The following is a 25,111-nucleotide window of genomic DNA, read 5'->3' as shown; positions in this document are numbered from 1 at the left end:
CGTGATCACGTAACAAGCTAAGAATAACAGCTTTTTTCCCGGATGCAGCAACGAAAAACATGCTGTCGTCATCACATCTTCGACGGGAAGTCTGCAGTGCTTAACAAAGGTGAATCCTGTATAATCTCGCTTTTCTTCAAACTGACAAATGCGATTATTTTGACCAGCACTCAACTTACGTGGCAGACCTTACAGCCGGATAGCGCGCAATACCAATCCGTTTTCTCCCGAATTGCTGATGAAGAAACTGATGCTCTGGCAACGGTGCAGCCCAGGTTGCTGAATGCGCTGGCGCATCTGCATCACCAGACGCAGGGATTTCCCTTACTGCTGGTGCGTAGCCAGGAGAATCGCGATTATCTGGCACTGATTGCTCAGGCTGCACAGCGGGTCATGTCCGACAGCACTACGCTATGGGGCGGCGATTACCATATCATGGCTGACAACGTCACGCTTCAGCCCCCTTCCGATCCTCAGCGTCCTTTCACCAGCCAGGGTGGCATTCACTTTGCCGAGTGGGTTGAGATGGAGCAGCTGTTTGGCTGCGTACGCCAGTATAAAGACCGGATCCAGCTGGAGCCCGGGCTGATTCATCAGGCGAACGGCGGCACACTGCTGCTGTCACTGCACAGTCTGATCGCGCAGCCGATTCTCTGGTTACGCCTGAAAAGGTGTATTGAGCAGGGCTATGTGGAGTGGACCTCTCAGGATGAACGCCGGCCGCTGCCTGTATCGATTCCGCCTTTGCCACTCAAACTGAATCTGGTCCTGTGCGGCGAGCGTGAGACGCTGGCCGCGTTTCAGGAACTCGACCCTGAAGCGCACGAGATGGCCATCTATACTGAATTTGAAGAGAACATTCAGATTCTTGATGAGGATGACATGCTGGCCTGGTGTCGCTGGAATAGCGATCTGGCGCAGCAGGCGGGTCTGCCCCAGCCTGAAGAGGACTTCTGGCCAGAGCTGATCAAAGAGGGTGTCCGCTACAGCGGCGACCAGGAAACGCTGCCACTCTGTCCCCGCTGGCTGCAGCGGCAGATACGTGAGTCAGCGCTGATGGGTGATGCTCTGAATGGGGAAGCGCTGCGTGATGCGCTGGAAGCGCGCCTGTGGCGCGAGAACTACCTCAACGAGCGGATGCGTGACGAAATCCTGCTGCGCCAGATCCTGATTGAAACTGAAGGCGAAGTCGTCGGTCAGATTAATGGTCTGTCGGTTGTCGAATATCCTGGCCATCCCCGAGCCTGGGGCGATCCTTCGCGGATTACCTGCGTGGTGCATCCCGGCGATGGTGAGTTCATGGATATTGAGCGAAAAGCGGAGCTGGGCGGCAACATCCACGCCAAAGGCATGATGATTATGCAGGCATACCTGATCGCCGAGCTGGAACTCGATCAGCAACTCCCCTTCTCCGCCTCGATGGTTTTCGAGCAGTCCTACTCCGAGGTGGATGGTGACAGCGCCTCGCTGGCCGAACTCTGTGCCCTGATCAGCGCGCTGGCTAACCAGCCGATCAATCAGCAGATTGCCGTGACGGGTTCCGTCGATCAGTTTGGTAATGTCCAGCCGGTCGGCGGACTGAACGAGAAGATCGAAGGATTCTTCGATATCTGCCACCAGCGGGAGCTGACGGGTCAGCAGGGTGTGATTATTCCCGCCTGCAATGTGCGCCATCTCAGCCTGAACCAGGCGGTGGTGAGTGCAGTGGAACAGGGCCGTTTCCATATCTGGGCGATCGATCGCGCCGATGAGGCGCTGCCGCTGCTGACCGGTAAAATCTGGAGCACCGAAGATGGCCTGGGCGATTGCCTGCTGAATACCATCCAGGAGCGCATCAGCCAGTTCAATCAGCCGGATGTTCCACCACGTCCCTGGGCGCTGCGCTGGCTTAACTGGTTCAACCACCGTTAATCCGATTTGCTCAGCGTACAACTGTTCGCTAATATTCGTGATTCACTAAAACAAGGCTTATTGAAAACATGGTAGATAAACGCGAATCCTATACCAAAGAAGATCTGATCCTGTCAGGTCGTGGTGAACTGTTTGGCGAAAATGGTCCGCCGCTTCCATCTGGCAACATGCTGATGATGGACCGCGTGGTCAAAATGACCGAAGACGGCGGCAAATATGACAAAGGCTTTGTTGAAGCGGAGCTGGATATCAATCCTGATCTCTGGTTCTTCGGCTGCCACTTTATCGGCGACCCGGTCATGCCAGGCTGCCTGGGCCTGGATGCGATGTGGCAGCTGGTCGGTTTCTATCTCGGCTGGCTGGGCGGCGAAGGCAAAGGCCGTGCGCTGGGCGTCGGCGAAGTGAAATTCACCGGTCAGGTTCTGCCGGACGCGAAGAAAGTGACCTATCGCATTCATTTCAAACGCGTGATTAACCGTAAACTGGTGATGGGCGTGGCAGATGGTGAAGTGCTGGTTGACGGCAACCTGATCTACACCGCCAGCGATCTTAAAGTCGGTCTGTTTAAAGATACGGCCGCTTTCTAAACGTTTCCCCGGAAACAAAAACCTCCGCGCATGGCGGAGGTTATTTCCCTTTTCAGTGACAGCCGGTTATGCAGCGACCGACCTGTCCTCCATGGCCTGTCGCCAACCTCCCAACCAGTGAGACTTAGCGTCAATCAACTGATACGGACACATCTCTTTTGAGCGTCCAGTAATGCCTGCCTGATAACCACGTGAATGGGCGCGTTCGAGGCGGTCTCGTTTCTGTCTCTTCATACTCCGTGTCCCTCATGTAAGGTCTGTGGAATCTGGTGGAAAGAAAAGTGGTGAATTAATGTTCAACCACCTTTAATGTTCTACCCCCTGCGCCCGCAAAGATCAATGCCCAATCTTCATACACATGTCATAAATGTGACCTTAATCGGTAAAATTAATGCCGAATTGTGATGCGTAATACAACACTATCCTTCTGATTCAGCTAATAAAAAAGCCCCTGGGCCTGGTCGGTAAATCGCGACCTTTGCTCAGGGGCTTAGCTTATTTATTCACATTAATCTTAATTTAACGCAACCACACTGTTGGCGATTTTCTGTGCCGTCTGCTGCCAGCCGACGGACAGCGTTCTGACCATCGCGTCATAGCCATCTTCGGTCTGCGGCAGTACCACGTTAAAGGCCTGTTTGGTCAGTTTGCCCTGATGTTCCAGCGTCCATTCGCCGCTGACGATCGCTTTGCCATCGTAGCGACCCTGGAAACCGGTCACGGTCACGTTCAGCGTGTCGTGCTGCGCGCCTAACGGTGACCCGGCCACCAGCCGACCCGGCAGCGCCTTACTGAGGTTGGTGATCAGCGTCTGCTGCAGCTGCTGGTCGAGCGGGCTGGCCCAGAGATTGTTGGCGGCGATGACATATTTGACATCGCTGGTCTGATAAACCAGACCGTTGCCCGCCAGATAGTCCGGCACCGTCACCTGCTGCACCCACAGCATCGGCTGTGCTTCGGTCAGCTGACTGCTGCTGACCTGCATGGAGGCTGCCCCGGAGGGCAGCTGATACCAGGTGTCTTTAACGCTGCTGCTGCACGCGCTCAACACCAGCGCGGCAGAAAGTATCAATCCTTTCTTCACTGTTTCGCCCTCTTCGGCTGGGGATCCTGTCCCGGTTTCGCCTCGAATACCAGCGCGTTGCTCTTGGTGTTAAGCGTTCTCAACACCGGCTGCAGCTCACGCAGTACCTGATCCAGTCGCTGCATATCGCCGACCAGCTTAGTGTAGGCCGGTGAACCGGGTTGCAGACCTTTCATACTGCGATTCAGTTCACGCAGCGTCTGCTGCAGATCCTCAGGCAGCGTTTTCATCGCCGGACTGCCGGTCACTTTATTGATGTTGTCGATGGTGCGCTGCAGATCACGCATCGTCTTCTGGCTCTCTTTCAGCGTGCCGGTGGCTTCATTGACCATGCCATTCAGCGGCAGGCTGTTGATCTTATCCAGCGCCGCCATCAGTTTCTGCTGAATCTGGCTCAGACCACCGCTGACCGTTGGGATCACCTCATAGCCCGAGACTTTCTGCGGTCCTTTGTAGGCTGGCGCATTGTCATAGAAGTCGAGGTCAACATAGAGCGCGCCCGAGAGCAGGTTGCCGGTTTTCAGCGTGGCACGCAGGCCGCGTTTCTTACCATCCTGTAGATGCTGTTCCAGATCGAAATTCTCACCCAGTCGGTTGATAAAACGATCCGGCTCGATACGGATCAGCACCGGCACGCGATAGTCGTTGTTGAGCGCCTGATCCAGCCCCGCTTTTCTCAGCGGCGCCTCTGCGACCGTCCCCAGACGAATGCCACGGAACTCAACCGGCGCGCCCGCCTGCAGGCCACGGATGGAGTCAGAGAAGAACATCACGTAGTCGACATGGTTGGTATAGAGCGAATCCTGGATGCTGCGCTGATCGTCAAACAGATGGTAGTCCGACTTATTCTTCGCCGGCTCACCCAGCTCCCAGCCGTCTGGCACATCAAAACTGACACCACCACTGAACAGCGTGGTCAGCGACCCCATTTCCACCCGCATGCCCGAAGCGGACATATCTACGGCAATGCCGCTGTCCTTCCAGAAGCGCACGTTGGTGGTGATCAGACGATCGTAAGGCGCTGCCACAAACAGCTGATAGGTCATCATGCGTTTCTCAGTGTCGAAAACGCTGGTTTCGACCGTGCCGACGCGATAGCCGCGGAACAGCACCGGATCGCCCGGATTAAGCTGACCAGCTTTCTTACTGTCCAGCACGATACGGATCCCTTTGGCATCCGGTGGCGCTAACGGCGGCGCATCCAGCAGCTTGAACTGCTCCGGAGCCTGATCTTTGGTGCCCGGCTGTAATTCGATATAGGCACCTGACAACAGGGTGCCAAGACCACTGATGCCTTCACGCCCGACCTGCGGTTTGACCACCCAGAAAACACTGTCGCTGTGCAGCAGCTTTTCCATGCCCGCATTCAGGCGCGCTTTAATTTCCACATGGTGAAGATCGTCGCTTAACACCGCGCTCTCCACCACACCGACATCGACGCTACGGCTTTTGATCGTGGTTTTACCCGCCACGATGCCCTCAGCGTTTTCGGTGATTAAGGTGACTTCCGGGCCCTGATGGCTGAAGTGATAGAAGAGGATCCATCCGCCAATCAATAGGGTAACGATGGGGACAATCCAGACCGGCGACCAGCGCTTGATCTGCTCCACCTTTGCATGGCCGTGATTAGTTTCCGTCAAGGCGCGACTCCTTCCTGTTATTTTCGCGTACACGATCCCAGGTTAATCGCGGGTCAAAGGTCATGGCCGCAATCATGGTAATAATCACCACCATCGCAAACAGTACCGCTCCCCACGCGGGATAAACATTCATTAACTGCCCCATGCGCACCAGCGCAGAGAGCACAGCAATCACAAACACGTCGATCATTGACCAGCGGCCAACAAACTCCACCACCTCATAGATTTTGTGCATCCTGTGGCTGTCGCGCTGGCCGCGTCCGCTGGCATCCCAGCAGAGCCAGCCAATCGCCACCATTTTCAGTGAAGGCACCATAATGCTGGCGATAAAGATAACCAGCGCCACCGGATAGGAACCCTCCCCCCACAGCAGAATGACGCCCGCCATGATATTGGAAGGATAGGCGGTGCCGAGTGTTTCCGTCACCATGATCGGCATCAGGTTGGCCGGAATGTAGATCAGCACTGAAGTCATCAGCAGCGCCAGCGTCCACTGCAGGCTGTGCTTCCGGCGCGCCTGGGCGGTGACACCGCAGCGCGGGCAGGTATGATCCGCTGCGGGCAGGATAGCCATACAACAGGGACAGGATCGCAGCCCCTGCTCTAATCCGCTGATGCCCGCTTCAGGCAGATGGGGCAAAGCGGGCTGGGGTAAAATCCTGTCCCACAATTCGCGGCGGTCAACGCACTGGAAAGCGCGCAGCTGTAGCAGACAGAACAACACCCAGGGCCAGAAACTGGTCTCAAGGCCGATCTCGCCATAGGCCATCAGCTTAACGAAACTGACCAGTACGCCAGCCATAAAGATTTCTGCCATGCCCCAGTTTCGGAGCCAGAACAGAATGCGGGCCAGGCAGACTCTGAGTGAGACAGGCAAAGGGATAGAATTGACCAGCAGCAGAATGGTGATCATGCAGAAGGCCGGGACCGCCTGTACAAACAGCAGGAACAACGTCGCCAGGCTGCTGTAATCCTCAGATACCATCACTTTCGGGATCTGAGCCAGCGTAATCTGGCTGGTCAGCCCGGCCACTTTCATGGAGACGAAAGGAAACAGATTGGCCAGCAGCAGCATAAAGAGGGCTGCCAGCGCATACCCCGTTGGCCGTTTACGCGGTTCGTGCCAGTTGGCCGTCAGCGTGGTGTGGCAGCGCGGGCATGAGGCTCGGCTGCCGACGGGAATATCCGGCAGCTTAATCATTAAATCGCATTGTGGACAGAGCATCCACGCGTTACTTTTCACTGCTGAACACATCCGATCACCCCGCCTTACGCGCCATTTTTCAGCGATTCAAGCTCTTCCCAGCGCGCAAAAGCGGTTTCCAGCTCCTGCTCGGTCTGAGCCAGCTCATCCAGCACCGGTTGTGTCTGGTCGTGTGCCTGACTGAAGAAGTCCGGATGACTCATCTTCGTCTGCAACTCACCGATGCGGGCTTCCAGCTGCTCCAGTTTTTGCGGCAACTGCTCCAGCTCACGCGTCAGATTGTAGCTGAGTTTATTCACGCTACGCTTAACATCGTTTTTTTCCGCAGCAGGCTTAGCGGAAGGCGTGGCGGCTTTTGCCGGTGCCGCAGCGCGGTGCTGTCGGTAGGCCGCGCGCTGCTGCTGGGCATCGTGATAGCCGCCGACGAAGGTACCAATCTCACCGTTGCCTTCGAAAATCCAGCACTCAGTGACCGTGTTGTCGACAAACTGACGGTCGTGGCTGACCAGTAATACGGTGCCCTGATAGCCGGCGATCAGCTCTTCCAGCAGCTCCAGCGTTTCAACGTCGAGGTCGTTGGTCGGTTCATCCAGAATCATCAGGTTGCTGGGACGCAGGAACAGGCGCGCCAGCAGCAGGCGGTTACGTTCACCGCCTGAAAGGGCACGCACCGGCGTCATGGCACGCTTGGGATGGAACAGGAAGTCCTGCAGATAGCCCAGCACATGCCGTGGTTTACCGTTGACCATCACCTCCTGCTTGCCTTCTGCCAGGTTATCCATCACGGTGCGATCCGGGTCCAGCTCGGCGCGATGCTGGTCGAAGTAAGCCACTTCCAGCCTGGTGCCGGAGTGCACACGTCCATGATCGGCTTTCAGCTGCTGCAACATCAGCCGCAGCAGCGTGGTTTTACCGCAGCCGTTGGGACCGATCAGCGCAATCTTGTCGCCACGCAGCACCTGCGCAGAGAAATCTTTTACCAGCGTTTTGCCGTCCACCGCGTAGCCGACATTTTCCAGCTCAAAGACGATCTTACCGGAGCGGGAGGCTTCACCCACCTGCATGTTGGCTTTGCCCATCACTTCGCGGCGTTCTGAGTGCTCGCGACGCAGCGCTTTCAGCGCACGCACACGGCCCTCATTACGGGTACGACGCGCTTTGATGCCCTGACGGATCCAGACCTCTTCCTGCGCCAGTTTGCGGTCAAACTCCGCATTCTGCATCTCTTCAACGCGCAGCGCTTCCTCTTTACCTTCCAGGTAGAGATCGTAATTCCCTGGCCAGGAGACCAGCTTGCCTCGGTCGAGATCGACGATGCGCGTTGCCATATTGCGAATGAATGAACGGTCATGCGAAATAAAGACGATGCTGCCGCTGAAGTTCTTAAGGAACGTCTCCAGCCAGTCGATGGTTTCGATATCCAGGTGGTTGGTCGGTTCATCCAGCATCAGGACGCGCGGGTTGCTCACCAGCGCCCGGCCCAGCGCCGCTTTACGCAGCCAGCCACCCGAGAGCGAGGAGAGCTCGGTATCAGGCTTCAGGCCAATCTGCTCCAGCACATCATTGATGCGACTCTCCAGCTGCCACAGGTTCTGATGGTCAAGGATGCTCTGCAGGCGCGCCATCTCATTGAGGTTCTTATCGCTGGGATCCTCCATCACCACATGGGAGATGGCGTGATAGGCTTTCAGATGCTCGGCCTGCTCTTCCACGCCCTCGGCCACGAAGTCATAGACGGAACCGGTAATATTGCGCGGCGGATCCTGCTGCAGACGCGCCACCACCAGATCGGTTTCATAGATAATGCGACCATCATCCAGCGGCTGTTCGCCATTGATGATTTTCATCAGCGTGGATTTGCCCGCACCGTTGCGGCCCACCAGACAGACGCGCTCGTTCTCTTCGATATGCAGTTCGGTATTATCTAACAGCGGTGCATCGCTGAAAGAGAGATAGGCACCGTGGATACTGATTAATGACATGTAATCTTATTCCTTACCGGCATGAGTGATGAGCCAGCAGTTGTGAATCTGACGGTTACGTGCGAAGTCCTGCGACTGTGTTTTCTGGGTAATATCCTGCGCCTGCAGGCCCAGTGCTTTCAGGCCATCCATGTCCATTTTAAAACCGCGTTTGTTGTTGGAGAACATGATGGTGCCGCCGCGACGCAGCAGGCGCTTCAGGTTACGCATCAGCATCATATGATCGCGCTGAACGTCGAAGCTCTCTTCCATACGTTTTGAGTTGGAGAAAGTTGGTGGATCAATAAAGATCAGGTCAAAGTTCTCGTCACTCTCGTTCAGCCAGCTCAGACAGTCTGCCTGCATCAGACGGTGCTGACGCCCGGTCAGGCCGTTGAGGCGCAGGTTGCGCTCCGCCCACTCCAGATAGGTGCGCGACATATCAACAGTCGTCGTCGAACGTGCGCCCCCCAGACCGGCGTGTACGCTGGCAGAGCCGGTATAGGCAAACAGGTTGAGGAAATCTTTGCCCTGGCTCATCTGACCGAGCATTTTACGGGCGATGCGGTGATCAAGGAACAGACCGGTGTCAAGATAGTCGGTCAGATTCACCCAGAAGCGCGCATTAAACTCTTTGACTTCGAAGTAGTCACCTTTCTCATTGAGCTTCTGATACTGCGCTTTGCCTTTCTGACGTTCACGCGTTTTCATAATCAGACGATCGGCAGGCAGCTGCAGCACGCTCAGCGTCGCGCTGATCACGTCGAACAGACGCTGACGGGCTTTGTTGGGGTCGATGGTTTTCGGTGGCGCGTACTCCTGGATCACCACCCAGTCTGCATAGCGATCGACCGCAACGTTGTAGTCTGGCAGATCGGCATCGTAAATACGGTAGCACTCAATGCCTTCCTGACGCGCCCACTTCTCCAGCTTCTTAACGTTTTTACGCAGACGGTTAGCGTAATCTTCCGCAATCTGTCCGGCATTTTCGCTGCTGTTAACCGCCAGCTGATAGTTTTTCTGTACGCAATCCAGCGGGCCGTTCTTCGCTTTAAACTGGCGATCGGCACGCAGCTGCAGGCAGCTCAGCAGTTCTGGCGAGGCGCTGAACAGCGAGAGATTCCAGCCGCCGAAGTGCTGCTTCATCAGACGTCCGAGCTGGCTGTGCAGGGCAATCAGCGCGGGCTCGCTCTCCAGACGTTCACCGTAAGGCGGGTTGCTCAGCACCGTGCCGTGAACGGCCGCATCGACCGGATTGGTCAGTTTCAGCAGATCCTGTTGGGCAAACGTAAACAGCTCAAAGACACCAGCCCGGCGGGCGTTCGCCTGTGCCCACTCCAGTACCCGGCCATTGTTATCATAGCCGAAGAAGCGCGCCTGGGTGGCGGCGGTGCCAGCGCGCGCACGGCTCTGCGCCTCGGTTTTGACCGCCTGCCACAACGCCGCATCGAAGCGATTCCAGGCGGTAAAGCCCCAGTGTGTGCGCAGCAGGCCCGGTGCGCGATCGCTGGCGATCAGCGCAGCTTCAATCAGCAGCGTACCCGAACCGCACATCGGGTCGATCAGCGGTGTGGAAGGCTCCCAGCCGGAACGCAGGACGATCGCCGCCGCCAGATTCTCTTTCAGCGGCGCCTGGCCGGTCTGCTGACGATAACCACGCTGATGCAGTGAACTGCCGCTGAGATCCAGCGCAAGGCTGGCGCGGTCGCCGTTCAGCCAGACGTTGATACGGATATCGGCCTGCTCGCGATCGACATCGGGGCGCTCCAGATTCTGCCGGGTAAAGCTGTCCACGATGGCATCTTTCACTTTCAGCGCACCGAACTGGCTGTTACGGATGGATTCGTTGGTGCCGCTGAAATGCACGACAAAGGTTTTGTCGTTGCTGAACAGGGCCGGCCAGTCCACGCTCTGCACACCCAGATAGAGATCCAGGTCGCTGTAGACGCCGAACTCCCCCAGCGGCAACAGGATGCGTGATGCTAAACGGCTCCACATCAGGCTCTGGTACATGACGCGATCGTCGGCTTCGTAGTGAACGCCTCCCTGCACCACTTGCAAATCCTGCGCGCCCAGCGCGTCCAGCTCACTTTTTAACAGCTCTTCGAGCCCACGCGCCGTGCTGGCAAACAGAGAATTCATATCGTCACTTTTTAACTCTTGAGAAAATTGTCGCGCATTATAGCGAATCGGAGACCTATGTCATAAAGTTAGCTTCTTTTGTGTTGCGCGTCGGGTTTCAAGGAGAACACCATGATCACGCTTTCCCGCTTATTTATTCATCCGGTAAAGTCGATGCGGGGACTGGCGCTGTCGCATGCGCAGGTCTCTGACAGCGGGCTGGCCTTTGATCGACTGTTTATGGTGACGGAAACCGACGGCACCTTTATTACCGCGCGACAGTATCCGGAGATGGTGCGCTTTACGCCTGCGCTGTTACCGGATGGCCTGTCGCTGACCGCTCCCGATGGCAGTCACGCCCTGATCCGCTTCAGCGATTTCGCCGATGAAGCGCACCCCACCGAAGTCTGGGGCAACCGTTTTACCGCGCGCATCGCCCCTGCGGCGATTAATCAGTGGCTGAGTCAGTTCTTTCCGCGCGCGGTCGAGCTGCGCTGGATCGGCCCACAGCCCACCCGCCGGGTAAAAGCCTGGGATCATATTCCGCTCAGCTTCGCCGATGGCTTCCCGTTTTTGCTGGTCAACAGCGCCTCACTGCACGATCTGCAGCAGCGCTGCCCTGCCAGCGTGCGCGTTGAACAGTTCCGCCCGAATCTGGTCGTCAGCGGCGCGGCCGCCTGGGACGAAGACAGCTGGGCGGAGATTCAGATTGGCGACGTGATCTTTGAGGTGACGAAACCCTGCAGCCGCTGCGTGCTGACGACGGTGAGTCCTGAGAGCGGGCGCAAACATCACGATGGTCATCCGCTGGCGACGCTGCAGACGTTCCGCACGGCGCAGGATGAGAGCGGGGATATCGATTTTGGTCTGAACCTGATCGCGCGTAACAGCGGGGTGGTGCGGGCCGGTGATGAGCTGCAGATCCTGAAGCGTCATACAGCGCGCGCATATGGCGCAGGCGTAGTGGTGGAAAAGTTACATCCCGAACGTCAGGCGCCCCACGCCGTGACCATCACTTTCAAGAGTCAGACGTTTACCGGCGATAATCAGCAGGTGCTGCTGGATCAGCTGGAGATGCAGGGTTTCCGCATCCCCTACTCCTGTCGGGCGGGACTCTGCGGCAGTTGCAGGCTGAATCTGGTTGCCGGTGAGGTAAAAGCACTGAAGCAGGGCGTGGTGCGTCAGGACGGCACGCTGCTGAGCTGCAGCTGTATCCCGGCGGGCGACATCGAACTGCGATAAATCAAACGGCGATAATCAGACCGCCCGGGCATAGCGCGGCGCGGCATCCTCATACCAGGGCTGCAGGCGATCGTTCATCACCTTGATGGCGTCGCCGAGCACCATATTTTTACCGGCCAGCATTAACTCCGGCTGCGCCAGCAGGCAGAGCGCGGCGTTATGACCACTCTCCACCACCAGCAACCGGGCCTGCTCGCCCTCGTCGGCCAGCGTGACCTGCACCATTTCACCGGCGCGCGGCTGCATCGCCGGGGCGTAGGCGGCAAAGTGCCAGCTTTTTGGCATCAGCGGTTTCAGGAAGCGGGCGGCGACCAGCGCATTCAGCACCAGCTCCGCACGATGGCTGCCGCTGAGTCTGCACTGCCGGCAGGTTTCGTCAAAGGTGTAATAGAGGGCGGCATCATCGACACAAAAGCCGGTGTCGCTGAAAGCATCCGGCGTCAGCATCTTGCGGGAATAGCGGGAACGAAAAAGCATACCGTCTGCCAGATCGAGCATCATTCGGTCGTGGCTGCTGTCGAAATACCAGCGCCAGTTATCGTCGGGTTTAATGTTCATCCTGTGCCCTGTATTTACCGCTGCGCCAGACATCGCGCAGAATTCAGCGAAAAAGAAATATAAGGAAAAAGCTGAAAAAGCGTGCAACAGGACAAAATATAAACGAGCCAGGAGGAGAAATAAACCCCCCGGCCCGTCATTGTGAGAATTGTCTTAGAGGTGGGTGACGATGTCTTTAATTAATCCTGGCCCCTGATAAATAAAGCCCGAATAAATCTGAACCAGCGTTGCGCCTGCGGCAATTTTTTCCCGTGCGGCGGTCAGTGAGTCAATGCCGCCCACGCCGATGATCGGCAGACGGTCCTGCAATTCCTGAGAGAGGCGCTGAATGACCGCGGTGCTGCGCGAGTGGACTGGCCGCCCGCTCAGCCCACCCTCTTCCTGCGCATGCCTGAGACCGCTCACCAGCGAACGATCCAGCGTGGTGTTGCAGGCAATCACGCCGTCAATCTGATGGCGAACTAAACTGTCCGCGACCTGAATTAACTCCTCTTCCGAGAGATCGGGCGCGATTTTTACGGCCACCGGAACATATTTAAGATGACGCTGCTCCAGCTCTTTTTGTTTCTGCTTAATGGACGCGAGCAGATCGTCGAGCGCCTCACCATATTGCAGTGAACGCAGGCCCGGGGTGTTGGGTGAGGAGATATTGATGGCGATATAACCAGCATGGGCATAGACCTTTTCCATGCAGATCAGATAATCCTCTTTTCCCTGCTCGACCGGCGTATCTTTATTTTTGCCGATATTGATTCCCAGCACACCGTTAAAACGCGCTTTCTTCACATTCTCAACCAGATGATCAACGCCCAGATTATTGAATCCCATCCGGTTAATAATGCCGCCAGCTTCAACCAGCCGGAACATTCGCGGCTTATCATTCCCCGCCTGCGCACGGGGTGTCACGGTGCCGACTTCGATGAAACCAAAGCCCATCGCCGCAAAGGCATCAATGCATTCGGCGTTCTTATCCAGACCCGCGGCCAGGCCAAGCGCATTTTTAAAGGTCAGCCCCATGCAGGTGACGGGACGTGACGGAAGATTCTGGCGATAGAACAGTTCCAGCGGCGTGCCGTTCATGAAACGCAGCTGCTGAAAGGTGAGTTCGTGCGCGCGCTCAGGGTCGAGTTTAAACAGCGCCGGTCGGACGATAGGATAAAACATGCACTCTCCTGAAAGACGGAAGCAATCGTTAAAGTCGGTGCACGGGAAATTGTGCGCCAGAATGGTAAAGTGCTCTGGCGCAAAAGTAAATCGAACTGCGGGGATAGTGAAACTTAACGTAAATTGCTTTGATCTTACGCGGCGGAATCGTTTACCGGCTGGCTTTTCACCTCAGAGGGAAACAGGTATTCCCGCAGGATGCCGTGACGATGCATGATGGCAAAGATACCGAAGCAGACAAAGGCTTCCGCGCCGACCATCGACCATGCCGCACCGATCGCCCCGAACTTCCACGCCAGGAAACAGCATAGCGGCACGTTAATCACGCCTGCGGCCATCATGACCCACATACGCTGGCGAGCCAGGCCATGAGGGATCAGGATCTGTAAGCCAGCCGGATAAGCGACGTTGCCGAACAGGAAGCAGAGCACAAAGACGCGCAGCACATCTGCCGACGGAATAAAGTCTTTACCCAGCAGGATAGAGACCACAAGGTCGGCAAAGACCCAGGTGAAGATCACGATCGACAGACTCAGCCCGAACGAGAGCATCAGGCTTTTTCGGGTCGCCGCTATCGCAGCACGTTTATCCCGGCCGAAGAGGTGGCTGACGCGCGGGAAGAAGGCGCTGCCGATCTGCTCGGGTACCGAGTTCGCTGCTTTACGCAGACGGTCTGCACCGTTGTAGATCCCGACCATATAGGTCGATGTAAAGGAAGCGAGGATCACCACGTTGACGCTGTTGAACAGGTTTGCACCGGCAATGGCGATAAAGACATCCAGGCTGTCGGTGATACGCTGCTTAATTTCGCGCGGTTCGAAGCGATAGCGGCCAATGACCTTCATCTCCAGCACGAATTTCAGGGTAATTGCGGCGCTGATGATCGAAACCGTGCCCGGGATCAGCGCGGCCAGCCACGTATCCTGCGGCGATTTAACCAGCAGAAAGGTCAGAGGAATGGCGCAGAAGTTGCCGAAGGTGGCGATCATTGCCGTCTTGCCCAGCTTCTCAAAACCCTGCATCAGCCAGCCGAAGGAGAAGAGTGAACCAATCAGCGTGGTGCAGTTCGCCAGGATAATAAAGAACAGCGGATGCCAGGCAGGATTGAACCAGGTCGCGGTCAGCAGCGTGCCGCTGGTGAGCACCAGCAGCATCAGCTTGGCGTTGAACGTTGACCAGAAGAGCTGACTGACCCGCTCTTTATCATCACGATGGTGAGCAATATCTTTGGTTGTAAAGACATTGAATCCCCAGTCTGAGATGGTACTGCAATAGAGCACACAGGCGATGGCCAGCGCCAGCGTACCCATCTGCTCAACCCCCAGAACGCGGGCAAGATAAGGCAGCGTGGCCAGCGGAAACAGGAACGACGCGCCGCGATAAGCCAGCAGCGAGAAAATATTAATTACCAGACTTTTATCAAGAACTTTTGCCATGACGCAACAACCTTATACACATTGCATGTCTCACCTTCTCATTTCGCAAAGGCATAAACAATATTGCTTCACACTTTTCAGAATCAGGCTGATTTTCAGAATCAGGCGGCGCGTTTCAGCTCTTTTTTGACTTTATAGTGCTGCAGTGTAATAAACAGTTCAGGGCGGTTGAACAGTAGCCACTCTTTGAAGTTCTCTGTTTTCACATTCTGCCCCATAAAGCGGATGGCGTTAATCACATATTCCGGTACCGGCGTGCCGTTATAGAGCGATAAATAGATCATCAGGCGAAATGAGTGCACTAAATAGGCTTTTTCCAGCTGACTGCGCCACGCAGATTTCACCTGCGAACCGGTTAAGGTATTCCAGGCGTGCATAAAAGCATCATAACGCTGGTAAAAAAACTCATTACTTTTGGTACTGTTGGTGAGTGAGCCGTGACGAATGCGCTGCTTATAATAGACATGGCGACTGACCCAGGCCTGCTGACTTTTGATAAACGCGGACAGGGTAAAATTATGATCTTCATGCACGCGTTTCACAAAGCGTAATTTGTGCTGTTCAACAACCCGCTTACTGACGATATAACTCCAGGCCGCCGACGTGTATCTGCCGTTTCGCAGCAGGTGTAACAGGACCTCCTGCGGCTTTTGCTGACCAAAGATATCGTGCCGCACTTTTGGCGAAGTGACATCGATCTGACCGTCACGATAGACAGAGGAGTTGAAGCAGAACAGGTCCGTTTCAGGGTGCTTTTCCGCAACAATCGCCAGTTCAGTGACCAGGCCGTCCGTTACCACATCATCCGGGTCGCAGAAGAACAGGAACTGACCGCTGGCCGCCTCAATCCCCACATCACGGGCATGACCGGCACCGGCGTTTTCCGTTGTAATTATTTTCACCTGAGGCAGATGTGCATAATTCTGTTCAAGCAGAGCCAGCGTGCTGTCGGTGGAACCGTCATTCACAATGAGGATTTCATTGGGCGCTTTAACCTGGCGTAATAATGAATCGACACACTCAACAATATATTTCTCAACGTTGTAAGTGGGAATAATAACGGATAACAGGATGTCAGACATGTGCAATTCTCTGCTGTTAGAAAATGACAATACGATTCACCTGCCAGATGCAGGACCTGACCCGAGGCGAAACGTCGAAAAGAGTACGGCTCTGTTATTATGACTGACTGAATTGAGCCTGATTATCTTAAACCGGTTATCCAAAAAAAGACCAGCCGTAAAAAATCTTTTAACCCGTCACAGGCGGATCACTGTTAACCAAAGTGCATCTATAACTCAAAATAATGTTAAAAGCGTTGAGGTTCGATTTAAAATAGCCTGACAAGGCAGTTGTAACCAGATGGCGAAAAGCGTAAGCGAACATCTGAAAAGGTGAAAAAATTCACTATTCCTTCATTTTTATTACAGTATGCGTTCTGCGATTTATCTTAATATTCTCTCGTTATCTTCACACCGTTGCTGATTTCCGGCTGCCTGACTGGCCTCTTTTTTTCAGCCGCTTCGTTTTATTCGCTTTCTGCATCCGAAATAAAGCATTAAGCAATCAGACAAAAACGCGTTTTTTTTACCCGGGGCTGATTAAAAGCATCTCATATCAATGCTTTTAATGAATCCCCCGCCTGCCTGTGCCTGATTTAAGAATAATCGGAAGCGAAAAATTGCCTTTCAGACCCTGCCGCCTCTATTTCCACATTTCACCCTTGCTTTGCCGGATAAATCATTTAAGCCCACTCCACAGCTCTGACAGTATGAGGACATTAGTTCTCAACATTTGATAATCAATAACTTTTAGTTATAAGGAGTAATGATGCGAGTTATTACGCTGGCAGGCAGCCCACGATTCCCTTCCCGCTCAACCTCGCTACTGACAATCTGTCAGCACAGGCTTGAGGCCCTGGGCGTTGAGGTCATTCCCTGGAATATTCATAACTTCCAGCCGGACGATCTGATCAATGCGCGCTTCGATGCCCCTGCGCTGCTGGCGCTGCGTGAAGACCTGGCGTCGGCCGAGGGTCTGATCGTGGCAACCCCAATCTACAAAGCCTCATTTTCAGGTGCGCTGAAGACGCTGCTCGACCTGCTGCCTGAGCGCGCCCTGGAACATAAAGTGGTGTTACCACTGGCCAGCGGCGGCAGTGCCGGCCATATGCTGGCGATGGACTATGCCCTGAAGCCGGTACTTAACGCATTAAAGGCACAGGAGATCCTGCATGGCGTCTACGCCGGGGATCACCAGATTCATCACTACGACCGTCAGCCCGAGCTGCAGGAAGCGCTGTCCCAGCGGCTGGATGAAGCCGTCGCCGATTTCTGGCAGGCACTGACCCGTCACCACTACCCCGTCGCGCAGGCGGTATAAGGAAGAGCGTCATGAAGCAGAGATTAGGAAAGTGGCTGGTCGCGGGGCTGTTACTGGCTGGCCTTCAGGTTCAGGCCGCCGAATCCGATCCGGCAGAGATTCGCATCGGTTATCAGAAGGGGTCTGTCAGCATGGTGCTAGCAAAGTCGCACCATCTGCTGGAGACACGTTTCCCCCATACGCAGATTAAGTGGATTGAGTTCCCTGCGGGGCCGCAGATGCTGGAAGCGCTGAACGTTAACAGCATCGATCTCGGCAGTACCGGCGATCTGCCGCCGCTGTTTGCGCAGGCCGCAGGCGCGGATCTGCTCTATGTCGGCTCGGAGCCGCCCAAACCCAAAGCTGAAGTGATTCTGGTGCCGAAAAGCAGCCCCCTGAAACAGGTCGCCGACCTGAAAGGGAAGAAAGTGGCATTCCAGAAGGGCTCCAGCTCTCACAACTTACTGCTGCGCGCCCTGCAGCAGGCGGGTCTGAGCTTTAAAGACATCACGCCGGTCTATCTGACGCCAGCCGATGCCCGCGCCGCCTTCCAGCAGGGTAACGTGGATGCCTGGGCGATCTGGGACCCCTACTACTCTTCAGTCCTGCTGCAGGGCAATTCGCGCCTGCTGACGGATGGCAGCTCACTCAACCTGACCGGCTCCTTCTATCTGGCGACCCGCAGCTATGCCGAGGCGCACGGTGCATTTATCCAGAAGGTGCTCAACACCTTCAGCGAGGCCGACGCGCTGACAATCAGCCAGCCGCAGCAGAGCATCACGCTGCTGGCGCAGGCGATGGGCCTGCCTGAACCGGTCATCGCCAGCTATCTCAGCCACCGGCCGCCGACCCGGATTTCACCGGTCAGTGCCGAAACCGCCGCGGCGCAGCAGCGCACCGCTGACCTTTTCTATGCCAATCATCTGTTGCCCGTAAAAGTGACGATCCAGGATCGACTCTGGCAACCGCATACCCTGACGAAATAAGGAGCAACAATGAGCGTTTCCATTTTCTGGTTTCTGCCGACGCATGGCGACGGCCACTATCTTGGCACCGCCGAAGGCGCACGTCCGGTTGACCACGCCTATCTGCAACAGGTGGCCCAGGCCGCTGACCGTCTTGGCTTTGGTGGCGTCCTGATCCCCACCGGCCGCTCCTGCGAAGATGCGTGGCTGGTTGCCGCCTCGCTGATCCCGGTGACGCAGCGTCTGCGCTTCCTGGTGGCGCTGCGCCCTGGCGTAATTTCACCGACCCAGGCGGCGCGCCAGGCCGCGACCCTGGATCGCCTCTCGAACGGCCGGGCGTTGTTCAATCTGGTCACCGGCGGCGATCCGGAAGAGCTGGCCGGTGACGGGGTGTTCCTCGATCACCGCGAGCGTTATGCGGAGTCGGCAGAATTTACCCGCGTCTGGCGCCGGGTGCTGGAAGGCGAAACCGTCGATTACGAAGGCAAACATGTGAAGGTTCGCGGCGCGCGCCTGATGTTCAGGCCTGTTCAGCAGCCTCGGCCGCCGCTCTGGTTCGGCGGATCGTCTGAACCGGCGCAGGAGCTGGCGGCGGAACAGGTGGATGTCTACCTCACCTGGGGCGAACCCCCTGCCCAGGTCAAAGAGAAGATTGATCAGGTGCGTGCTAAAGCGGCGGCGCAGGGCCGGACGGTACGCTTCGGTATCCGGCTGCATGTGATTGTGCGGGAAACCAATGAAGAGGCTTGGCAGGCCGCCGACCGGCTGATTGCCAATGTCGATGACGCCACTATCGCGAAGGCGCAGGCGGCGTTCCAGCGGGCAGACTCTGTGGGTCAGCGCCGGATGGCCGCGCTGCATGGCGGCCGCCGCGACAAACTGGAGATCAGCCCGAACCTCTGGGCAGGCGTGGGACTGGTGCGCAGCGGCGCCGGCACGGCACTGGTTGGCGATGGCCCGACCGTCGCCGCCCGCATTAAGGAGTATGAAGCACTGGGCATCGAAACCTTTATCCTCTCCGGCTATCCGCATCTGGAAGAGGCTTACCGCGTCGGCGAACTGCTGTTCCCGCATCTTGATCTGCAGGTTCCGCTGGTGCCACAGCCGCGCGTGGTTCAGGCGCACGGTGAAGCGGTCGCCAACGATTTCACCCCTGAGAAAAAAGTCGCCCGCGGCTAAGGAGAGGAGAATGGCCAGAACCCGAAAACGCCTTGCCGATACGCTGGTGCCGTGGCTGCTGCCGATAGTGCTGGTCGTGGTGTGGCAGATCGCTTCGCAGACCGGCTGGTTATCGAACCGTATTCTGCCCGCGCCGGAGAAAATCGTGACCACCTTCTGGCAACTGACTGCCAGCGGTGAGCTCTGGCAGCATCTGGCCATCAGCAGCTGGCGGGCGCTGATTGGCTTCAGCATCGGCGGTTCGATTGGTCTGGTGCTCGGCCTGATTACCGGCACCTCCAGAACCGGTGAGCGCCTGCTGGACACCTCGGTACAGATGCTGCGCAATGTGCCGCACTTGGCCCTGATCCCGCTGGTGATCCTCTGGTTCGGCATTGATGAGTCGGCCAAAATTTTTCTGGTGGCGCTGGGTACCCTGTTCCCCATCTATCTCAACACCTATCACGGCATCCGTAATATCGATCGCGGGCTGGTCGAGATGGCGCGCAGCTACGGGCTTTCCGGCTGGAGCCTGTTTATTCAGGTGATCCTGCCCGGTGCGCTGCCCAACATCATGGTGGGGGTGCGTTTTGCGCTGGGGCTGATGTGGCTGACGCTGATTGTCGCCGAGACGATCTCGGCGAATGCGGGGATCGGCTATCTGGCCATGAACGCCCGTGAGTTTCTGCAGACCGACGTGGTCGTCGTCGCCATTATTCTCTATGCCCTGCTCGGCAAACTGGCAGATGTCGCCGCACTGCTGCTGGAACGTGTCTGGCTGCGCTGGCATCCCGCTTATCAACTGAAGGAGGAGAACGCATGAGCCAGACTTTCTCACCGGCCCGCCTGAACAGCGGCACGCCGGTTGGCGTGAACGGCGTCAGTAAACGCTACGGCAATCGCACCATTCTCAACAGCATCGACCTGCATATTCCTTCCGGTCAGTTTGTGGCGGTGGTGGGTCGCAGTGGCTGCGGCAAAAGTACCCTGCTGCGCCTGCTGGCCGGGCTGGAGCAGAGTACGGGCGGTGAACTGCTGGCGGGCAATGCGCCGCTGGCGTCGGCGCGTGACGATACCCGCCTGATGTTTCAGGATGCGCGACTGCTGCCGTGGAAAAAGGTGATCGACAATGTCGGGCTTGGCCTGCGCGGACGCGAATGGCGCAGCGCGGCGATGGCGGCGCTGTCGGCGGTAGGACTGGCGGATCGGGCCGACGAGTGGCCCGCCGCGCTCTCCGGCGGCCAGAAACAGCGCGTGGCCCTGGCCAGAGCCCTGATCCATCGGCCGGGTCTCTTGCTGCTGGATGAACCGCTGGGGGCACTGGATGCCCTGACGCGCATTGAAATGCAGGGGCTGATCGAGTCACTGTGGCAGCAGCACCACTTCACCGTGCTGCTGGTCACGCACGATGTCAGCGAAGCCGTCATGATGGCGGATCGTGTCCTGTTGATCGAAGAGGGTGAGATCGGGCTGGATCTGCAGGTGGATCTGCCACGCCCACGGCGACGTGGGTCGGCGCGGCTGGCCGAGCTGGAGGCGGAGGTGCTGGAACGGGTGATGCAGCGTACGGCGCCGGTATCGCCGGTACGTTACGCGCAGCAGCGCTAAAAAAAGGCGGAGGCCGTCTCAGACGCTCCGCCTTTCTGCTATCAGGCGTTCAGAGCCCGGCTGATTTTCTCGTAGAGGTCACCGGAGAGCTTATCCAGCGCCAGCAGCTGCTCCAGCGCCTGACGCATCAGCGCCTGAAGCTCTTCGTCGTAACGTTTCAGACGGATCAGCGGCTCCACCATCCGCGCCGCGACCTGCGGGTTGCGGCTGTTGAGATCGGTGAGCATCTCGACCAGGAACTTATAGCCGCTGCCATCCCGGGCATGGAACGCGGCCGGGTTAGCGGAGGCAAACGCACCAATCAGCGAGCGAACGCGGTTTGGATTGCTCATGGTAAAGGAGCGATGGTTCAGCAGATTACGCACGTTACGCATCACGTTCGCGGCCGGGCTGGTCGCCTGCAGCACAAACCACTTATCCATCACCAGACCATCCTGATGCCAGCGCTCATCATACGCCGCCAGCAGCGCGTCACGACACGGCAGCTGTGCCGCCACAGCCGCGGAAAGCGCCGCCAGCGCATCAGTCATGTTAGTTGCCTGCTCATACTGCGTCTGCACCAGCTTATCCGCCAGCTGCGCATCGCTGAAAGCCAGATAGGTCAGGCAGACATTTTTCAGGCTGCGCTGACCGATCGCCTGATGTTCCACACGGTATTCAGGCTGCTGACAGGCGTTGTAGATAGCATAGAACTCATCGGCCAGTTCGCGGGCCAGCGTACGCTGCAGCGCATCACGCACCAGGGCAATTGCCTGCGGATCGATGGTATCGAACAGTTCGGCAATTTCGTTCTCTGACGGCAGCGTCAGGATCAGCGCGGTCAGCGCCGGGTCGCTGTCGGCATCGAGGAGCACCGCCCGGAAGGCGTCGGCCACATGTAGCGGCAGCGACAGATGCTGGCCCTGCTGATAGCGGGCGACATTCAGCCGGATATAGGTTGCCAGCAGGCTCTGCGCCGCATCCCAGCGGGAGAAATCATTGCGGGCGTGACGCATCAGGAAGGTCAGCTGGGCATCGCTCCATTTATAGTCGAGCTTCACCGGTGCAGAAAATTCGCGCAGCAGCGACGGCACCGGCTGGAAGTAGACGTTGTCGAAGATAAAGGTCTGGAACTCCTCGGTGACATTCAGCACCGAAGAGACCGGATGACCGTTGTTCTGCAGCGGGATCACCTTGCCTTCGCCGTCATAGAGTTCGATATCCAGTGGAATATGCAGCGGCAGCTTCTCTTTCTGATCGGCGGTCGCCGGGGTGTGCTGCGTGACGTGCAGCGTATACTGCTCCAGCTCCGGGTTATAGTCGTCGCGCACCGTCAGCACAGGCGTCCCGGACTGGCTGTACCAGCGGCGGAACTGTGACAGGTCAACGTTAGAGGCATCTTCCATCGCCTGCACGAAATCATCACAGGTGGCGGCACTGCCGTCATGACGATCAAAGTAGAGCTTCATGCCCTTCTGGAAGTTCGCTTCGCCCAGCAGGGTATGCATCATGCGGATCACTTCCGATCCTTTCTCATACACCGTCAGGGTGTAGAAGTTGTTCATCTCCATAACCTGATCCGGACGGATCGGGTGCGCCATCGGGCTGGCATCTTCGGCGAACTGCGCACCGCGCACGATACGCACGTTGTCGATGCGGTTGACCGCGCGTGAACCCAGGTCGGAACTGAATTCCTGATCGCGGAACACCGTCAGCCCCTCTTTCAGGCTGAGCTGGAACCAGTCACGGCAGGTCACGCGGTTGCCGGTCCAGTTGTGGAAATATTCGTGGCCGATGACCGCTTCGATCCCCAGATAATCTTTATCCGTCGCCGTCTCCGCTTTCGCCAGCACATATTTGGCATTGAAGACGTTCAGCCCTTTGTTCTCCATTGCGCCCATATTGAAGAAGTCGACCGCCACAATCATAAAGATGTCGAGGTCATACTCCAGGCCGAAACGCTCTTCATCCCACTTCATGCTGTTTTTCAGTGAGGTCATCGCCCAGTCCGCACGATCCAGGTTGCCGCGATCGACGAAGATCTCCAGGGCCACATCACGGCCTGAACGGGTGGTGAAGCTGTCGCGCAGTACGTCGAAATCGCCGGCCACCAGCGCAAACAGGTAGCAGGGTTTCGGGAACGGATCTTCCCACTTCACCCAGCTGCGGCCCTGCTCATCGCGGCCGCTGTCGATCCGGTTGCCGTTGGAGAGCAGGAACGGATAGCGCTTACCGTCGGCATAAATCGTGGTGGTGAAGCGGGCCAGGACGTCCGGCCGATCGAGATACCAGGTAATATGACGGAAGCCCTCCGCCTCGCACTGGGTGCAGAGCGCCTCGCCCGATTTATAGAGCCCTTCCAGCGCGGTGTTCTGGTCCGGGTGAATTTCGTTGACGATTTTCAGGGTGAAGCTGTCCGGCAGCTGGCTGATGATCAGCGCGCCCTCTTCTTCCCGGAAGGCGGTCCAGGGCTGCCCGTCGATCTCCAGCGCAATCAGCGTTAAATCTTCGCCGTCCAGACGCAGCTCAGCCTGGCTGTCGCCCAGTCGTTTAACCTGGCTGATGGCCGTGACCAGCGTGGTCGACGCATCCAGCTCAAAGGTTAAATCGATGTCAGTAATGGTGTAATCGGGCGCACGATAGTCGTGGCGATACTTAATTTGGGGCTGTTGCGTCATATTGCGTCTCGCGTTGTTATAAGTTTACCGGCAAAGTCTAAGCTTGTTACTACAAGCTTGCCACGCACAAAGCACCGTAATGACTAAATGGCTACAGTTTGTTAACAAAGGCACAGATTGGCCTCGACCTCTCCGACTGAAATATGCTGTGATCGGCTTCAGATAGTGAATTATACTTCCGCGTCTTTATGACTGTGTACAACACCGGGCTCTGCGCCACCGAACAGGATGCTGAAACGCGCCATGACAGGACATGCTTCCCCGATACTGACCTCGCTGCTGGATACGGATGCCTACAAGCTCCATATGCAGCAGGCCGTTTTTCACCGTTATCATGACGTCACGGTGAAGGCGGAGTTTCGCTGCCGCGGCGACGAACAGCTGGGTCTCTACGCTGACGACATTCGTGACGCGATCACCACAATGCAGGACCTGGCGCTGACTGACGAAGAAGCGACCTGGCTGTCTCATCTTCCCTTTTTCCGTCAGGATTATCTTCACTGGCTGCGCCAGTTTCGTTATAACCCGGAGCAGGTTGAAGTACGCAATCACCACGGCATGCTGGATATCCGCATCCAGGGGCCGTGGCGTGAAGTGATTATGTGGGAGGTGCCGTTACTGGCGCTGATCAGCGAGATTGTGCATCGTCATCGCACGCCGCAGGTCACTACTCAGCAGGCTGTCGACCATCTGCACCAGAAACTCAGCGCCTTTAAAACCGAGGTCGCTGATCTCGATATGTCACGCTTCCGCCTGATGGATTTCGGCACCCGTCGCCGCTATTCGCAGGATGTGCAGGAGGCGATCGTCTCCACGCTGAAACAGGATTTTCCGTGGCTGATTGGCACCAGTAACTATGATCTGGCGCGTCGTCTGTCACTGACGCCGGTGGGCACCCAGGCGCATGAGTGGTTTCAGGCGTTTCAGCAGATCAGCCCGGTGCTGGCCAACAGCCAGCGTGCGGCGCTGCAGGCCTGGCTGGATGAGTATGATGACCAGCTGGGTATCGCCCTGACGGACTGTATTGCGATGGATGCCTTCCTGCGTGATTTCGGGCCGCACTTCGCCCGTCGCTATCAGGGCCTGCGCCACGACTCCGGCGATCCGGTCGAATGGGGAGAGAAAGCGCTCGCCCACTACCGGAAACTCGGTATCGATCCCCTCAGCAAAAACCTGGTTTTTTCAGACAACCTGAACCTCGACAAAGCGCTGGCGCTCTATCGTCATTTTGGTCAGCGAACCAACGTGGTGTTTGGCATCGGCACCCGCCTGACCTGCGACATTCCGGGCGTGACGCCGCTGAATATCGTGATCAAACTGGTGCAGTGCAATGGCAAGCCGGTCGCGAAACTCTCAGACAGTCCGGGTAAAACGATCTGCCAGGATAAAGCCTTTGTCCGCGCCCTGCGCAAAGCCTTTGATCTGCCACTGGTGAAAAAAGCGAGCTGAATCCC

At 56.9% G+C, this 25,111-nt stretch carries 20 protein-coding genes; 9 read left to right on the top strand and 11 right to left on the bottom strand.

The window, feature by feature from the left end:
- Positions 1-42: 42 nt before the first annotated feature.
- Entirely contained in the window at positions 43-1,911 is a 1,869-nt protein-coding gene (locus tag ACR6AS_RS02955; RefSeq protein WP_434161089.1) for an AAA family ATPase, read from the top strand.
- A 68-nt stretch (positions 1,912-1,979) separates the two neighbouring features.
- Positions 1,980-2,498 carry a bifunctional 3-hydroxydecanoyl-ACP dehydratase/trans-2-decenoyl-ACP isomerase gene (fabA, locus tag ACR6AS_RS02950; RefSeq protein WP_009091047.1) on the top strand — a complete coding sequence of 173 codons (519 nt, stop codon included), beginning with the start codon at positions 1,980-1,982 and terminating at the stop codon, positions 2,496-2,498.
- Between the two features lie 66 nt (positions 2,499-2,564).
- Here the strand turns inward: fabA and rmf are convergent, their stop codons facing one another.
- The 6 genes from rmf to rlmKL form a co-directional block, all read right to left on the bottom strand.
- A complete protein-coding gene (gene rmf / locus ACR6AS_RS02945) occupies positions 2,565-2,732 on the bottom strand; it encodes a ribosome modulation factor (RefSeq protein WP_008925875.1) in 168 nt (55 codons plus the stop codon).
- 280 nt (positions 2,733-3,012) lie between these two features.
- Positions 3,013-3,582, bottom strand: coding sequence for a membrane integrity-associated transporter subunit PqiC (pqiC, locus tag ACR6AS_RS02940; protein ID WP_111142045.1), 570 nt, complete (start codon positions 3,580-3,582; stop codon positions 3,013-3,015).
- Positions 3,579-5,222 (bottom strand): intermembrane transport protein PqiB, encoded by a 1,644-nt coding sequence (pqiB, locus tag ACR6AS_RS02935; protein ID WP_111142044.1) that lies wholly within the window; start codon positions 5,220-5,222, stop codon positions 3,579-3,581. Before pqiB ends, pqiC begins: the two co-directional genes overlap by 4 nt.
- Positions 5,209-6,477: a membrane integrity-associated transporter subunit PqiA gene (gene pqiA / locus ACR6AS_RS02930; protein WP_434161086.1), complete on the bottom strand. Its 1,269-nt coding sequence runs from the start codon at positions 6,475-6,477 to the stop codon at positions 5,209-5,211. Before pqiA ends, pqiB begins: the two co-directional genes overlap by 14 nt.
- A 14-nt stretch (positions 6,478-6,491) precedes the next feature.
- A complete protein-coding gene (locus ACR6AS_RS02925; protein ID WP_111142042.1) occupies positions 6,492-8,408 on the bottom strand; it encodes an ABC transporter ATP-binding protein in 1,917 nt (638 codons plus the stop codon).
- A 6-nt stretch (positions 8,409-8,414) separates the two neighbouring features.
- Positions 8,415-10,529, bottom strand: coding sequence for a bifunctional 23S rRNA (guanine(2069)-N(7))-methyltransferase RlmK/23S rRNA (guanine(2445)-N(2))-methyltransferase RlmL (gene rlmKL, locus ACR6AS_RS02920; RefSeq protein ID WP_111142041.1), 2,115 nt, complete (start codon positions 10,527-10,529; stop codon positions 8,415-8,417).
- Positions 10,530-10,640: 111 nt separating this feature from the next.
- Here rlmKL and ACR6AS_RS02915 point away from each other — a divergent pair, with 111 nt between their 5' ends.
- Positions 10,641-11,750 carry a YcbX family protein gene (locus tag ACR6AS_RS02915; protein WP_434161083.1) on the top strand — a complete coding sequence of 370 codons (1,110 nt, stop codon included), beginning with the start codon at positions 10,641-10,643 and terminating at the stop codon, positions 11,748-11,750.
- 15 nt (positions 11,751-11,765) lie between these two features.
- On the opposite strand, the gene ACR6AS_RS02910 is transcribed toward ACR6AS_RS02915, so the two are convergent.
- From ACR6AS_RS02910 to ACR6AS_RS02895, 4 genes are all read right to left on the bottom strand, one after another.
- Complete coding sequence (locus ACR6AS_RS02910) at positions 11,766-12,308, bottom strand: cell division protein ZapC (RefSeq protein WP_111138783.1); 543 nt, start codon at positions 12,306-12,308, stop codon at positions 11,766-11,768.
- A gap of 153 nt (positions 12,309-12,461) precedes the next feature.
- On the bottom strand, positions 12,462-13,472 hold the full coding sequence (gene pyrD, locus ACR6AS_RS02905; RefSeq protein WP_111138784.1) for a quinone-dependent dihydroorotate dehydrogenase: 1,011 nt from the start codon (positions 13,470-13,472) through the stop codon (positions 12,462-12,464).
- A gap of 134 nt (positions 13,473-13,606) precedes the next feature.
- Positions 13,607-14,908, bottom strand: a complete 1,302-nt coding sequence (locus tag ACR6AS_RS02900) for a flippase (RefSeq protein WP_111138785.1) — start codon at positions 14,906-14,908, stop codon at positions 13,607-13,609.
- 101 nt (positions 14,909-15,009) lie between these two features.
- Positions 15,010-15,990 carry a glycosyltransferase family 2 protein gene (locus tag ACR6AS_RS02895; RefSeq protein WP_111138786.1) on the bottom strand — a complete coding sequence of 327 codons (981 nt, stop codon included), beginning with the start codon at positions 15,988-15,990 and terminating at the stop codon, positions 15,010-15,012.
- 748 nt (positions 15,991-16,738) lie between these two features.
- Between ACR6AS_RS02895 and ssuE the strand changes: the two genes are divergently transcribed.
- From ssuE to ssuB, 5 genes are read left to right on the top strand one after another with little or no spacing between them, the layout of a single operon-like run.
- Complete coding sequence (ssuE, locus tag ACR6AS_RS02890; RefSeq protein WP_111138787.1) at positions 16,739-17,290, top strand: NADPH-dependent FMN reductase; 552 nt, start codon at positions 16,739-16,741, stop codon at positions 17,288-17,290.
- A gap of 11 nt (positions 17,291-17,301) precedes the next feature.
- On the top strand, positions 17,302-18,255 hold the full coding sequence (locus ACR6AS_RS02885; RefSeq protein WP_111138788.1) for a sulfonate ABC transporter substrate-binding protein: 954 nt from the start codon (positions 17,302-17,304) through the stop codon (positions 18,253-18,255).
- 9 nt (positions 18,256-18,264) lie between these two features.
- Positions 18,265-19,413: an FMNH2-dependent alkanesulfonate monooxygenase gene (gene ssuD, locus ACR6AS_RS02880; protein ID WP_293773918.1), complete on the top strand. Its 1,149-nt coding sequence runs from the start codon at positions 18,265-18,267 to the stop codon at positions 19,411-19,413.
- Positions 19,414-19,423: 10 nt separating this feature from the next.
- The gene (ssuC, locus tag ACR6AS_RS02875; protein WP_111138790.1) at positions 19,424-20,215 is read left to right on the top strand and encodes an aliphatic sulfonate ABC transporter permease SsuC; all 792 of its coding nucleotides are present in this window, start codon (positions 19,424-19,426) and stop codon (positions 20,213-20,215) included.
- Positions 20,212-21,000, top strand: a complete 789-nt coding sequence (gene ssuB, locus ACR6AS_RS02870) for an aliphatic sulfonates ABC transporter ATP-binding protein (protein ID WP_111138791.1) — start codon at positions 20,212-20,214, stop codon at positions 20,998-21,000. The genes ssuC and ssuB overlap by 4 nt, the downstream gene beginning before the upstream one ends.
- A gap of 41 nt (positions 21,001-21,041) precedes the next feature.
- Here the strand turns inward: ssuB and pepN are convergent, their stop codons facing one another.
- On the bottom strand, positions 21,042-23,657 hold the full coding sequence (pepN, locus tag ACR6AS_RS02865; RefSeq protein ID WP_434161078.1) for an aminopeptidase N: 2,616 nt from the start codon (positions 23,655-23,657) through the stop codon (positions 21,042-21,044).
- A gap of 243 nt (positions 23,658-23,900) precedes the next feature.
- On the opposite strand from pepN, the gene pncB reads away from it, so the two are divergent.
- Positions 23,901-25,106 carry a nicotinate phosphoribosyltransferase gene (gene pncB, locus ACR6AS_RS02860; RefSeq protein WP_111138793.1) on the top strand — a complete coding sequence of 402 codons (1,206 nt, stop codon included), beginning with the start codon at positions 23,901-23,903 and terminating at the stop codon, positions 25,104-25,106.
- Positions 25,107-25,111: the final 5 nt, after the last annotated feature.

It is taken from the genome of Pantoea phosphatilytica, from assembly GCF_051025615.1.
Taxonomy (GTDB): Bacteria; Pseudomonadota; Gammaproteobacteria; order Enterobacterales; family Enterobacteriaceae; genus Pantoea.
The sequence above is the reverse complement of the archived record's forward strand: the minus strand, read 5'-3'. Positions and strand labels throughout refer to the sequence as shown.

What these genes read in the sequence shown, in the direction of transcription:
- ACR6AS_RS02955 (WP_434161089.1), top strand. Translation starts at nt 43, where the DNA reads ATGCAGCAACGAAAAACATGCTGTCGTCATCACATCTTCGACGGGAAG.
- fabA (WP_009091047.1), top strand. Translation starts at nt 1,980, where the DNA reads ATGGTAGATAAACGCGAATCCTATACCAAAGAAGATCTGATCCTGTCA.
- rmf (WP_008925875.1), bottom strand. Translation starts at nt 2,732, where the DNA reads ATGAAGAGACAGAAACGAGACCGCCTCGAACGCGCCCATTCACGTGGT.
- pqiA (WP_434161086.1), bottom strand. Translation starts at nt 6,477, where the DNA reads ATGTGTTCAGCAGTGAAAAGTAACGCGTGGATGCTCTGTCCACAATGC.
- ACR6AS_RS02925 (WP_111142042.1), bottom strand. Translation starts at nt 8,408, where the DNA reads ATGTCATTAATCAGTATCCACGGTGCCTATCTCTCTTTCAGCGATGCA.
- rlmKL (WP_111142041.1), bottom strand. Translation starts at nt 10,529, where the DNA reads ATGAATTCTCTGTTTGCCAGCACGGCGCGTGGGCTCGAAGAGCTGTTA.
- ACR6AS_RS02915 (WP_434161083.1), top strand. Translation starts at nt 10,641, where the DNA reads ATGATCACGCTTTCCCGCTTATTTATTCATCCGGTAAAGTCGATGCGG.
- ACR6AS_RS02910 (WP_111138783.1), bottom strand. Translation starts at nt 12,308, where the DNA reads ATGAACATTAAACCCGACGATAACTGGCGCTGGTATTTCGACAGCAGC.
- pyrD (WP_111138784.1), bottom strand. Translation starts at nt 13,472, where the DNA reads ATGTTTTATCCTATCGTCCGACCGGCGCTGTTTAAACTCGACCCTGAG.
- ACR6AS_RS02900 (WP_111138785.1), bottom strand. Translation starts at nt 14,908, where the DNA reads ATGGCAAAAGTTCTTGATAAAAGTCTGGTAATTAATATTTTCTCGCTG.
- ACR6AS_RS02895 (WP_111138786.1), bottom strand. Translation starts at nt 15,990, where the DNA reads ATGTCTGACATCCTGTTATCCGTTATTATTCCCACTTACAACGTTGAG.
- ssuE (WP_111138787.1), top strand. Translation starts at nt 16,739, where the DNA reads ATGCGAGTTATTACGCTGGCAGGCAGCCCACGATTCCCTTCCCGCTCA.
- ACR6AS_RS02885 (WP_111138788.1), top strand. Translation starts at nt 17,302, where the DNA reads ATGAAGCAGAGATTAGGAAAGTGGCTGGTCGCGGGGCTGTTACTGGCT.
- ssuD (WP_293773918.1), top strand. Translation starts at nt 18,265, where the DNA reads ATGAGCGTTTCCATTTTCTGGTTTCTGCCGACGCATGGCGACGGCCAC.
- ssuC (WP_111138790.1), top strand. Translation starts at nt 19,424, where the DNA reads ATGGCCAGAACCCGAAAACGCCTTGCCGATACGCTGGTGCCGTGGCTG.
- ssuB (WP_111138791.1), top strand. Translation starts at nt 20,212, where the DNA reads ATGAGCCAGACTTTCTCACCGGCCCGCCTGAACAGCGGCACGCCGGTT.
- pepN (WP_434161078.1), bottom strand. Translation starts at nt 23,657, where the DNA reads ATGACGCAACAGCCCCAAATTAAGTATCGCCACGACTATCGTGCGCCC.
- pncB (WP_111138793.1), top strand. Translation starts at nt 23,901, where the DNA reads ATGACAGGACATGCTTCCCCGATACTGACCTCGCTGCTGGATACGGAT.